At 60.0% G+C, this 12,115-nt stretch carries 10 protein-coding genes; 4 read left to right on the forward strand and 6 right to left on the reverse strand.

Going from position 1 to position 12,115, the window contains the following annotated elements; genetic code table 11:
- Positions 1–7: 7 nt before the first annotated feature.
- The 4 genes from G583_RS14690 to G583_RS0106115 are packed head-to-tail and all read right to left on the reverse strand — an operon-like array spanning position 8 to position 2,991.
- Positions 8–796, reverse strand: a complete 789-nt coding sequence (locus tag G583_RS14690) for a formate/nitrite transporter family protein (RefSeq protein WP_022870304.1) — start codon at positions 794–796, stop codon at positions 8–10.
- 7 nt (positions 797–803) lie between these two features.
- Positions 804–1,400, reverse strand: coding sequence for an alkylhydroperoxidase domain protein (locus G583_RS16935; RefSeq protein WP_029629312.1), 597 nt, complete (start codon positions 1,398–1,400; stop codon positions 804–806).
- Positions 1,397–1,984: a CMD domain protein gene (locus G583_RS16940; protein ID WP_029629313.1), complete on the reverse strand. Its 588-nt coding sequence runs from the start codon at positions 1,982–1,984 to the stop codon at positions 1,397–1,399. Before G583_RS16940 ends, G583_RS16935 begins: the two co-directional genes overlap by 4 nt.
- Positions 1,984–2,991, reverse strand: coding sequence for an LLM class flavin-dependent oxidoreductase (locus tag G583_RS0106115; protein ID WP_022870305.1), 1,008 nt, complete (start codon positions 2,989–2,991; stop codon positions 1,984–1,986). Before G583_RS0106115 ends, G583_RS16940 begins: the two co-directional genes overlap by 1 nt.
- A gap of 158 nt (positions 2,992–3,149) precedes the next feature.
- Here G583_RS0106115 and G583_RS0106120 point away from each other — a divergent pair, with 158 nt between their 5' ends.
- The 4 genes from G583_RS0106120 to G583_RS14695 all read left to right on the forward strand — a co-directional run bounded on the left by G583_RS0106120 (position 3,150) and on the right by G583_RS14695 (position 8,732).
- On the forward strand, positions 3,150–4,115 hold the full coding sequence (locus tag G583_RS0106120) for a Bug family tripartite tricarboxylate transporter substrate binding protein (RefSeq protein WP_022870306.1): 966 nt from the start codon (positions 3,150–3,152) through the stop codon (positions 4,113–4,115).
- 9 nt (positions 4,116–4,124) lie between these two features.
- On the forward strand, positions 4,125–4,616 hold the full coding sequence (locus G583_RS0106125; protein WP_022870307.1) for a tripartite tricarboxylate transporter TctB family protein: 492 nt from the start codon (positions 4,125–4,127) through the stop codon (positions 4,614–4,616).
- The gene (locus G583_RS0106130; protein ID WP_022870308.1) at positions 4,613–6,148 is read left to right on the forward strand and encodes a tripartite tricarboxylate transporter permease; all 1,536 of its coding nucleotides are present in this window, start codon (positions 4,613–4,615) and stop codon (positions 6,146–6,148) included. Before G583_RS0106125 ends, G583_RS0106130 begins: the two co-directional genes overlap by 4 nt.
- A gap of 568 nt (positions 6,149–6,716) precedes the next feature.
- Positions 6,717–8,732 (forward strand): HNH endonuclease signature motif containing protein, encoded by a 2,016-nt coding sequence (locus tag G583_RS14695; RefSeq protein WP_022870310.1) that lies wholly within the window; start codon positions 6,717–6,719, stop codon positions 8,730–8,732.
- Between the two features lie 95 nt (positions 8,733–8,827).
- Here G583_RS14695 and G583_RS0106145 read toward each other — a convergent pair whose 3' ends face one another.
- Both G583_RS0106145 and G583_RS0106150 read right to left on the reverse strand, forming a co-directional pair.
- Complete coding sequence (locus G583_RS0106145) at positions 8,828–11,356, reverse strand: ABC transporter permease (RefSeq protein WP_022870311.1); 2,529 nt, start codon at positions 11,354–11,356, stop codon at positions 8,828–8,830.
- A gap of 2 nt (positions 11,357–11,358) precedes the next feature.
- Positions 11,359–12,096 carry an ABC transporter ATP-binding protein gene (locus G583_RS0106150; protein WP_022870312.1) on the reverse strand — a complete coding sequence of 246 codons (738 nt, stop codon included), beginning with the start codon at positions 12,094–12,096 and terminating at the stop codon, positions 11,359–11,361.
- Between the last annotated feature and the right edge of the window lie 19 nt (positions 12,097–12,115).

Consider the following 12,115-nt stretch of genomic DNA (forward strand, 5'->3'; position numbering starts at 1 on the left):
AGCACTGCTATTTCTGCCGGTGGGCATAGTACAGAGGCAGTGCGATGAGGACGAACCCACCGACCAGGTTGCCCAACAGCACGGGAATTTGGTTCCACAACCACCAGTCGTCGATACCGACCGGCGCCCCCAGCATGATGCCCGCGGGCAATAGGAACAGGTTGACGACGCTGTGTTCTAGCCCGAGCGCGAAGAACGCGGCGATGGGTGGCCAGATGGCCATGATTTTCCCGGTGGTCGAGGAACTCGTCATGCCCATAACCACGCCGAGGGCGACCAACCAGTTACATAAAATGCCGCTTAGGAACGCCAGTCCCGCACCGGCGAGGTAGCCCAGGTCCTGATACTCCAGCGTTTTAGTGATCGTCATATCGATGATGCCCTGTGCGACGTCGTCAGGTTCCGATGTCCACCAGCGGCTCAGCAGCGCTGCGAACATCGTCGCGGTGAGCACTCCACCAAGCAGGTGTCCGAGTGTAACCCAGCCGAAGTTGCGCGCCAGCCCTCGCATGTTGGCCCGTCGATGGACGACAGCCAGCGGTACCAAGGCGAAATTGCCGGTCAACAGTTCGACGTTGAGCAGCACCACAATCACCAGTCCCATAGGGAACAACAGCGCCCCGATGAGGTCGATACCGGTTTCTTGGGATGCGGCAATAGCCAGCACGGTGGCCCCGGCCAAGAGCATCACCGAAAAGGCAGCGCGCAGTACCAGTTGCCCAGCACTGTGTTGCGTTTTAGTTTCTCCAGCATCCAGCATGGAGTCGACGACAGTGGGCGGGGCAACGTATGACAAGGTGCTCCTAACGGGGCTGGCTTGGTTCTCCCAGTGACAACATCAGTCTATTGGCCCAGTTGAAAAACGCGGCACCGTTGATGACGTCAACGATATCGGCGTCATCCAGTCCGGCTTCGCGCAGGGCGTCAATCTGCCCGGCGTCGAAGGCACTTGGAGTTTCGGTCAAAGCAGCAGACGCCTGGGCGATCGCAGACCACGGCTGACCCAGATCGGCCTCCACACCGTCGTCGAGCAACTTTTGGACGTCTTCCTCGCGCCCAGATTCTTTGGTGGCACGGTCGGTATGCACCGAGGCGCAATAGACACATCCATTGATCCTCGAGGCCGCCGATGCAGCAATCTCGCGTTCGGCCCGCGGTAGACCCGAGGTGACGTTGTAGAAAATATCCTGATCCGTCAGTGTGCGTGCTTCTAGCGCTTCTGGATTGCGCACCAGCAGACGGAAATACGGGCTCTTCAACCGGAACTGGCCGATCAGGGCGCCGCGCTGCTCCTCGGTGAGCTCGGCTTCGGCAACCGGTGCCAACCAGGGCTGCCATCCCAGGCCTTGCTGGGTGAACCCTTCGGGACGATTCGATTCGGGGTACTGAATGTCGCTCATGCGGCTCCTTTCAGGGCCAACAGACCATCAACCACACGAATTTGGAAGGCCAAGAACGAGATGAGCTGGCTCAGCGTCACGATATCGTCGGCGTTCCAGCCGGCTTCTTCTAATCGCCGTAGATGGGATGCTTCAGCATCGCGTGGGTGCAGGCTCAATAGGTGTGCGTGTTCCAGTGCGGCGGCGAGGCGTTCGGAAACGACGTTCGGACGCTGCGCATAAGACACGGTTGGCCCGGGCACGGATTCCGCGGCGAGACCGGTCTCTTGATACTCGCCATAGGGACCCGCCCGGCGATCGCGCTCGGCTAGTTCGGCCACTGCGGCCGCCAGTTCGGGGCTGACCTCGTCTTCCAATAATTCAGTGTAGAACGCTGCGGCCGGCGAAGCGCTTGCCTGCAGCGCGACCGTATAGGCTGACACGGCATAGCGTTCGGCGAGTGAAAACGTGCCGGGCTCAGCTGGTTCAAAGAGCACTTCGAAGCTGCGCTGCGCATTCTGGCGGGCCTGCTCGCGGGTGCGGCGAATCGCATCCAACGAGGAACCCGACTCGATGCCCGTCAGGACGTCAATAATATCTGACATTAGCTCTCGACCGTCCATCCCAGCGCCGGAGCAACCTTGGTGCCCAGCAGCTCGATTGAGCGCATGGTGATTTCGTGGCCCGGATCCAGCGAGTGCACCTGGAAGCTGACTTCCGTCGAAGCCGCGGCAGCCTGGTCGTCGGCCAACTGTTCGGCAACCTCGTCGGCGGTGCCGAAATAGGTGCCGGTGTAGCGCAGCAGCTCGTCGTCGCTCAGGTCCGCGGCGTTGATCGGTTCACCGTTGGAACGCAGGTTGCGCTCGGCAAGGTTTGCGACCCGGGTCCGCAGGTGTCGCAGCGCGGCAGTACGGTTTTCTTCGTCAATGACGACGGCGGTGCGCGAGGCCAGCACACGCGGTGCGACGTCGTCGGCAAGCTCCGCACGGTAGGCCTCGATCAACGGCAGCTGTAAATCGCCAACGAGCTCGCCGACCTCCGAGCCCGGCTGAATGCGCGACAGCATCAACCCGTCACCGGCTTTGCCAGCGCGGGTGGCGCCGTTGGTTGAGAACGTGGCCTGCCACATGCGCTGGTTCAAGGACTCAGCCAACGGTTGTACAACTAGCCCGGCGTCGCCCAGCGGTTCCCCGGCCAGCGCAGCACGCAACACCGGCAGTTTTTCGTTGAACAGTTCGCGAGCATTGGTATTCGTGTAGCCCAGCGCATCGAGATTCTCGGCACTGGCGCCGGGAGCGATCCCGAATTCAAAACGGCCGCCCGACAATACATCGACCACGGCGGCGTCTTCGGCGGTGCGCACCGCATTCTCGTGGGGCAGGGTGACGACCGCGGTGCCCAGGCGAATGCGCTGGGTAGCCTGCGCGGCAGCACCCAGTAGTGGCCACGGCGAGGGCAAGCCGCCTTCGTCGGCATTGAAGTGGTGCTGGGCAATCCACGCGGTGGAAAACCCGGCCCGCTCAGCTTGCTGAATCTGTTCCAGAGCCCAGCCATAACGCTGTGCGGCGGTGCCGGGTTCGAGGAGCCGGGTGAAAAATCCAATGCGTGGCACGGTGTTGTCCTTTATACGTTGAGTTCAGTTGGCTCCAATCATTCCCGACCGGCCAAAATTGAGCAAAGCAATGTTACCTTGAGTTGCAGCGGCAAACGATAATGGCAGGTGCTCGTATTAGGGTAAGCCGTTGCCCTATCTCTCACTCCGGAGGATCCATGAAGCTGACATCCATCCTGCGCGCGACCGGCGCCGCGGTAGCACTCGCCCTGACACTCACCGCGTGCGGAGGGTCCAATGACGACGGCGCCTGGCCGGATGAAAACCTCGAAATGCTCATCGGATTCGGTGCCGGCGGCACCCCCGATCTACTAGGCCGCGGTGTTGGAGACCAGCTGCAATCCGAACACGGCGTCAACGTCACCGCCACCAACCGCACCGGTGGAGCCAGCACAATCGCCATGAACGAGGCCCTGAGCGCCGAAGCGGATGGCACCACCCTGGGCTTAGCCACCTCCAACGGTCTGCTGTGGCAGCCCCTGGTTGAAGACGGTCTAGAATACAGCCAGACCGAAGGCTACGAAGCACTCGTCAAAGTCGCCGAATCCGCATTCTCGCTGATGGTTGCCTCTAACGGCGACTTCGAAACCATGGACGATTTCATTGAAGCCGCCGATTCCGGCGAAGAACTGTCGATCGCCGTGACCGGCGAAGGCGCCCAAACCGACTTGACCGTCCAACTGCTCAACGAGCAAAACGACTGGAACCTCCGCAGCGTGCCATACACCGACGGGGCAGGAGAAGGCATCCTGGCCGTCATGCGCGGTGAAGTCGACGGTCAGATCTCCACAACCGCCGGTGTCCAGGGTCAAATCAATGCCGGCGACGTCGAAATTCTCAGCATCCTGGCCGATGCGCCAGAACCCGAAAACCCCGATGCCCCGACCGTGGACGAATTCGGGTTAGACGTCCCCATGGGCACCAGCTTCTATGTGGTCAGCCCCGATGGGCTGGACGAACAGCTGCGTGACGAAATGATCACCTCGCTCGAAGAACTCGTCGCCTCCGATGAATGGGCCGACACCCTGGCAGGGATCGGACTGTCCGACTCCGGGCTCAACCACGCCGACACCCAGGAAGAAATCGAAGCCCTCATCACCGAATACGAAGTCCTCGAACCCTAAACTGTTGCCATGACTACACCCGACGACGTCGCACCGTCCGACCCAGCCACAGCTGACGAGCCGCTGGAACAACGCTCGGCCACCCTGGCTTGGCGGATCGCCGGCGTCATCGGACTCATCGTCGCCGCGGTCACCGCGTGGATTGCGTGGCATAACTACCCGCTGGGCACGCTCGACCGCCCCGGATCGGCGTTCTTTCCGTTGTTGGTCGCTGCCCTAATGGCCGTGGCCTCCGTCATCGCACTGATCGAAGCTCGCGGTGCCACGTTCGGGTATGAACCCATCGCATGGCGCCGATTCGGCATCGCCGCAGGTGTGATCCTCGGGGGAGCCGGGCTGCTGCCCATCCTCGGATTCTTGCCGGTCGCACTGGTTGGAACCACAGGGCTAGCCATTTTGATCGAGGGGAAATTCCATTGGAAAATCCCTGTGACGATGACGCTGGTGACCTTCGGCATCTGGTTTGTGTTTGAGCAGCTGTTAGGAATAGCGCTGCCATGAACCCCTGGGACGGATTACTCTACGGCCTCAGCGTCGCCTTCACCGTTGAGCACCTCATCGCCGCACTCATTGGCGCACTCTTAGGTACCGTCATGGGCCTGGTCCCCGGCATCGGACCGGTTTCCGGTGCCGCCATCCTGCTGCCACTGACCTATGTCTTCGACCCGCTGACCGGCATGATCGTCATCGCCGGCATGTTCTACGGGATTATGTACGGCGGATCAACGACGTCGATTCTCCTCAATATCCCCGGTGACGCACCCTCGGTGGTGTCCGCCTTCGAAGGGTATCCGCTGGCACAATCCGGACGAGCCGGCCCCGCCCTCGGCATCACCGCAATCGCCTCATTCATCGGCGGCACCGGCAGCGTGATCGTACTCAGCATGGTCGCCGCCCCCGTCGCCCAAGTCGCCATCGTATTTGGATCGGCCGAATACTTCGCACTCACACTCGGTGGGCTCCTCGTACTGGCTCGTATTATGGGTGGCTCACTGACCGCCGGCCTCCTCCCACTAGCCTTTGGTCTGCTGCTGGGTGTGCTCGGGGAAGATGCCATCAGCGGCGACGCCCGATTCACCTTCGGCGTGCGCGAAGCTTACCAGGGCGTCAGCATCGTAGCGCTTGCCGTCGGACTCTTCGGGCTCACCGAAATCCTGCGCATCATCATTCAAAAAGGTTCGACGCCGTACGTCGGATCCCTTGGATGGCGCCAACTGATCCCCACCACATCCGATATGCGAAACTCCGCGGGCAGCTGGTTCCGCGGCAGCGGCATCGGATTCGGCCTCGGACTGCTACCCGGCCCGAGCATTTCGCTGGCCACACTGCTCAGCTACCGCACCGAATCGATGGTCGGCCGCGACCGTCACAAATTCGGCAAAGGCGCCGTCTCCGGCCTGGCCGGTCCCGAATCCGCCAATAACGCAGCCGCAACCTCGTCCATGATCCCGTTGCTCGCACTCGGCCTGCCATTCTCTGCAACGCTGGCCGTCATGCTCGTCGCCATGCAGGTACACGGCATTCAACCCGGCCCGCAACTGGTCACCACCAACCCGGATCTGTTCTGGGGGCTCATCGCCTCACTGTTGATCGGCAACGTGATGCTGCTCGTGCTCAACGTGAACCTCATTCGCGTCTGGGTCGCCGTTCTCCGAGTGCCCAACTGGGCGCTGCTACCATCCGTCGTCGCACTCTGTTGGGCCGGTGTCTATACCTTCCGCCTGAGCTGGTTCGACCTCGCCGTCGCTGCTGCACTGGCGGTCATCGGGTTCTTCATGGTCCGCTACAACTTTCAGCTCGTGCCCGTGCTCCTGGGCGCCCTGATCGGCCCCCTTGTCGAGCGCCACTTCCGCCAGGGACTCACCGCGGCTAACGGCGACCTCACCTATTTCATCACCCAGCCCATCGCCGCTGGCATCTGGATCGCCGTCCTTCTGGTGATCGTTGCCCTGCCAATTGTGCGTTGGTTCTTGGGACGACGCCGAAAAGCTTCTTTAGTGACGACGGCGAACGAACATCACCCATCTGTCTAGTTGATGTTTAACTGACCTTTGCGCCACTTGGCGGTTCTACCCCGGCCGTCTCTTTTTGCCTTACCCCTTGTAGCCTTCGGCAAGGTGTCTTCGAATAAGGTAGCTAGCCACTCTGAACCTCGTTCTGAACCAGGGCCGATATAGCGCAAGGTATTGCAGCTGACAACCGTGTCTTTCGTCAGTGTGGATAACTCTGGCCGGTTGAGCGATTTATCCACAAAATATGCAACATACCAACACCAAATACTCTCCCTATGCTAAAGGCAGCACAAATGCATCAGAGCATTAAAAATACACACTAAAGGATGTGCGAAAGTATTGTAGAAACCAGGATGGGTCGGTAGAATAGTGGTACGCAAACGCTCCCATTTCTTCTCCTATGCATTGCCACGTATTTGTTTCTCTGAGGTTCCCGTTGTTCTGAGTCCATGATTGTTTGGTTGAAGGAGGCCACTATGGAGCTCCCATCGTTGTTGCCCAATATTGGGATTCCAGTGCCCACAGATTTGCTGAACATGGACAAACTGGCAGACGCCTCCCCGGTGAACTCCTACACCTTGGCGCTCAGTTGACCAAGTTGGCGGTTGATCAACTTGCTGATCCCGCCACGTATCATCAGGTGCCGACCTTCCACAATGCTGCTGGTGGTGATTGGAAGGGCTTTGACCCCACCCCGCAGCACACTCCCACCACCGACCAGGGCCCGGGAAGTGCCCCGGTGGAGGGATCGGTCCCGCCGGACCGGTATTATGATTCCCTGCCCGGACTCGGGCTCTTGTTGGGCCAGTTGGAGAACCTCACCGAAGCCGCCAACACACAATATGCCAACTATGTGCAGGCCTCCATGAGTGACCAACCTCGATATCTGGGGACCACTTATGATGCCACCCCGTTCCGTAACGCCAACCACTACTTATCCCAAACCCGACGCTGGTCCGGGGCTAAAACCAAAAAACATCTCGCCCGCGCCCACGTGCTGGCCCATACCCCTGGCGGCAACCCCGACGCCCTTGCCTCGCATCCCACCTATCCGACCGTGGGTGGTGCGTATGCTGATGGGCGGTTGAGTGCCGAAATTGTGGACCGGATCGTGGACATGCGCACCCAGTTACACAAATATGCTGGCAATAGTGATGTCCCGCCCGGGTTGGTCGATCAGGTCATGGCTGCCTTTGAACCCGTGCTGGCAGAAGCCGGTGAGCATGTCACACCAGAAGAGCTCTCAGCAGCGAAAAAAGGGTGGATGGACCAGATCGCCCACGAACTCAACGCTGATGGGCCCTCACCGTCTCAAGCCTTACGCAAACCGCCGGATAATGCGATCAAGACCAAAAGCTTCCCCGAAGGCGGCGGCCGCATCTGGCTCGATGCCACCCCAGACGTGTATAACCAGTTCAAGAACTTCGTGCTGCACATGCTCAAAGCCGATGGCACCCCACCCGATATCCCATTCGATGTTCGCAACCTCATCCACCCGGCCGGTACTACTGGCGCCAACACCGCGACCACCGGTCAGGAAAACGGCGAGAACACCAGTCACCCAACCAACGGAGCAGGTCCCGCAGGCGACGAGCAGAGTGCAGGCACGGCATCAGCCCCAGACGAGGGTGCCGGTCATAACGCAAGCGCCTCGGAGCAAGACGTCCCGCACAGTGATGATGCACCGTTCGGAGAGGTCCCTGATAATATTGACGACCTCCCCCTCCACGATGCAGAGCATAATCAGGTGGGCGCCGAAGATGCCCAGGGCAACACCTACACCACCAATGACCTCAACGCGATTGATCCGATGAGCTCAGGGCAGCAGATCGCGGCCCTGCTGATCGGGATGTTTCGCATCGTGTTACGGATGCATCCCACAGAGCTGGGGGTCAAGCAAAGCCACGGCGCCTCAGCACAACTGGTCATCACCCAAGACCTCCAAACCGCCTACCACACCCTGGGCGTCCCACCGTTACCACCAGATCTCAGACGCCCAGCCGGCCCAGCCGGGCTGACCCCACCCACCATCCGACACCCCAACCCCGACGCATCGGAGCAGACTGCCCACCACCACGGACCCCCGGATCCAGGAGACGCTTGTCCATGCAGGCGCCATGATCCAGGTGAACCAGCCATCGAAGGCCGGCACACGCGGTTCATCAACCAATTCCCCTGGACCCCCTACCGATCCGAAGCACTCAACCACGGGTCGATGCACCCGGCTGATGCTGAAATCCTGTCCTGTGATAGTGAACTGGTCGCCCAACTCTGGGACGGCCCCGATACCGTGTTACAGCAAAAACGCACCAAACGCCTATTCACTACCGCGCAACGCAGGGCCATCTTAGCTAGAGATCGTGGCTGCCAAGCACCAGGGTGTACCACCCCGGCCGTGTTCTGCGATATCCACCACATCAAAGACTGGCTGGCCGGTGGCAACACCAGCGTCAACAACGCCATCACCCTCTGCAGCCACCACCACACAGCAGTCCACATCGGCAAATGGCGCATCCGCAAACACCACGGCCACACCTGGTTCCAACCCGCCATCTGGTTAGACCCCTACCAACCACTGCTCCGCAACCTCCACTGGAACACCTAAACCAAGCCCCGACGACAGAATCTCAATCGCCGGGGCTTGGTCGTTGTGTTCAATGGATAGATACGCGGGACGATGGTTAGTCTGACGCCATCTGTTTAGTCAGCAGCTAGCCCCTCAACAGGAGACATTTTCGCCGCACGCCGTGACGGAGCAACCGATGCAATCAGTCCAGCTACCACCGCTACAGCAATCACAGCGGTCACCTCCAACCACGGCCAAGTTATATCGACGCCACCCGAGATCTGCGAAAAGATCGCAACCGAACCAGCCCAGCCATATAGCATGCCCAACACACTGCCCAGAATGGCACCGACCGCACTAATCAAGATAGCTTCCCACATCAACATCGTCCGAAGCCCACGCTTTGTCAGACCCAAAGCACGCATCAACGAGTTTTCACGAGTACGCTCCAACGACGACAGTGCCAAAGTATTAGCAACACCAACAAAAGCAATGAGCACCGAAATACCCAACAAACCGATCACGGTTAACATCACCGCATCAATCGCCTGCTGATAAATCGACCGCATGACCAACGGCGAACTCACGTCCTGAGCCGATACCTCTGTATCAGCCGTCATGCTGGTAACTATCTCCTGCAAATCAGCCTGCGACAAATCCTTATCCGCAACCGACAACCACACAACCGCTTCACCAGCGACATCCATCGACAACTGGTCTGCTGTATCCGACGAAACAATCGGCGTCACGGACGGTAAATCAGACCGAACCGCATCCAGTTCAACCTCGCCATCAGCAGTCGTCACGGTCAGGGTCTCCGACTCGTACTGCTCGGGGACGAGCACGGTACCGGGCTGCCGCAACGCTTGCGCGTCGTCGTCACTGAGAGCGTCCGAGATCCCAGCCAACCGTTGTGGATCCGCCGCCATCACCTGCTCCGCCCAAGACTCATCGATGGAACCCACCGGATACAGTGCCTCAGCATCAGCGATACCGGCAGTATCAGCCAGAGTCTCAGCGGTAGACGTGACCTGGGCAGTATCGGTCGGATCGATCTCGGTCAGCTGGGCATAGACATCAACAGGATATTTCGTGGCCAACATTTCATCCGTACTGTCTTGAACAGTCCGACCACCGGTCAGTATCATCGCGACCAGCGTCGTCCCAACAATCAGCGCGGTCGCAGTTGCTGCAGTGCGAGAACGGTTACGCACCGAATTCAGCTGAGCAATCTTGCCTGGAATACCGGTCCAGCGAGTCAGCCAACCCAGCCCGTAGACGGCGCCGGGAACAAACAACACTCCCACGGCCAGCACCCCGATAAACGAGATGGCCCCCGCCACAATCGCCAAACCAATCAAACCGGTCGCAGCGAAGTACACCAGGGCGGCACCACCGGTCAGCAGCATGAGGGCACCAAGCGCCAACCGAAACTTCCCGGCTTTGGAACCCATAGTCGCAGCTGGAACCGGGCGCATTGCCTCAAGGGGTGAAACGCGCATCGCCTGTGACGCGGGCACCCAGGATGCCACCACGGTGATCACCACGCCGGCAAACAGCACCCAAAGAACCGAGGGGTCCATGCCAAAGGCAGCGCCTGACATCCACCGCTGCGCCAAGGTCAACAAGCCAAAGATCAACCCGATTGCTAAGGCAATACCGGTGGCCGAACCGATCAACCCGATGAGCACAGACTCGGCCAGCACACCTTTGCGGATTTGGCCCCGGGTCGCCCCCAGGACGCGCTGCAGTGCATATTGTCTGGTCCGTTGGGCAACCAGTACAGAGAAAGTGTTGTTAATGACGAGCATCATCACCAACAACGCGATGGCAGAGAACCCGCCGAGCACCACGGTGATCGCGTCAAAGCCCATCATGTCGATCAACTGCTCGGAGATCTGCACATCCGGGGTGTTCACGGTCGCCGACACCCCGGCGGCGTCGAGAGCCTGTTGGATATCGGTGATGGCCTGGTCCAGATCACCGTCGACACGTAGCAGTGCGGTGTCGTAGGTAGGGGAGTCGCCGCCGAGTTCGCCCAGGGTCGCCGCGGTGGTATAAATCGTCATCGCACCAACCACTGTGGGATCCATGGACTGGTCCATGATGCCCGAAACCACGAAGTCGCGTTCGGTCTCATCGGCCAGGGTACGCAACGTGACCCTGTCGCCGACCGCCAGATCATGGCGTTCCGCGGACTCGGTGTCGACGGTGATTTCGGCGTCGGCGCTAGGCAGGTCGCCGTCGGTTAATGGCGTGGCCAGCAGTGAAGCGTCGCCCGGACGACTGGTCGCGTAAACAAAATCTGAATCCGGATCAAAGGTGCCCTGCTTATCGGAGCCCTCGGGTAGCACCATGGCGGTGGCCGTGTTCATGAGCGGATAGACCTCTTCGACGCCGTTGAGGTCAGTGAGACTGCCGGGTTGGTCAACGGTGCCGGCCAAATCGTAGAACGGCGAGTCTGGGGCGGGTACCGTTTCGGAGGTAATCAGCAGATCGGCGTTGGCGTACGTGGCGCCCAACATCTGTTTGGTCGATTCCTTAGCCGAGGCGGTGACCAACAAGGAACCGGCCAAGAACATGGTTCCCAGCACGATGGCCAAGAGTACGGCCACATACCGCCGCGGGTGTAATTTCAATTCACTGGTTGCTAGTTTCCACATGACTATTCACCCAGCTCCGCAAGTGCGGCCAACACGGCATCGGCGGTTGGATCTTCAAGATGACCGAGAACGCCGCCGTCCTTGAGCAGTACGACACGGTCTGCGTAGGAGGCAGCGTGAGGATCATGGGTGACCATGATGATTGTCTGCCCCATTTCCCGAGCACTGCGGGACAATAGTGCGAGCACCTCGGCGCCGGTGTTGGAGTCCAGGGCGCCCGTGGGCTCATCGGCGAACACCACGGCCGGGCGAGTCAACAGGGCTCGAGCCACGGCGACGCGCTGTTGTTGCCCACCCGAGAGCTGGTGGGGTTTATGAGTGAGACGGTCGGCAAGCCCCAGGGTTGCAATAATCTGGTCGAACCAGTCCTGATCCACCTTCGCCCCGGCCAGATCCAACGGCAGCACGATATTGTCTTTGGCATTGAGCGTTGGCACCAGGTTGAAGGCCTGGAAGATGAAACCGATGTGGCTGCGGCGCAACTTGGTGAGATCGTTATCGCTCATCCCGGTAATAACCGTTGAGTTGACGGCGACTTGTCCGGCGTCGACCGTATCGAGCCCGGCCAGACAATGCATGAGTGTGGACTTTCCGGAGCCAGAAGGTCCCATGATCGCGGTGAACTCACCCGGACGAAACGTCACCGACACCTCATCGAGGGCGGCCACCTTGGTGTCGTCGGTGCCAAATGTCTTGGTAATATTTTGTGCTGCAACGGCAGCCGGTTCTGTGGTTAACATGCACTCAGTCTGCACTGAC

The organism is Yaniella halotolerans DSM 15476 (assembly GCF_000420805.1).
In the GTDB taxonomy this organism is placed as follows: domain Bacteria; phylum Actinomycetota; class Actinomycetes; order Actinomycetales; family Micrococcaceae; genus Yaniella; species Yaniella halotolerans.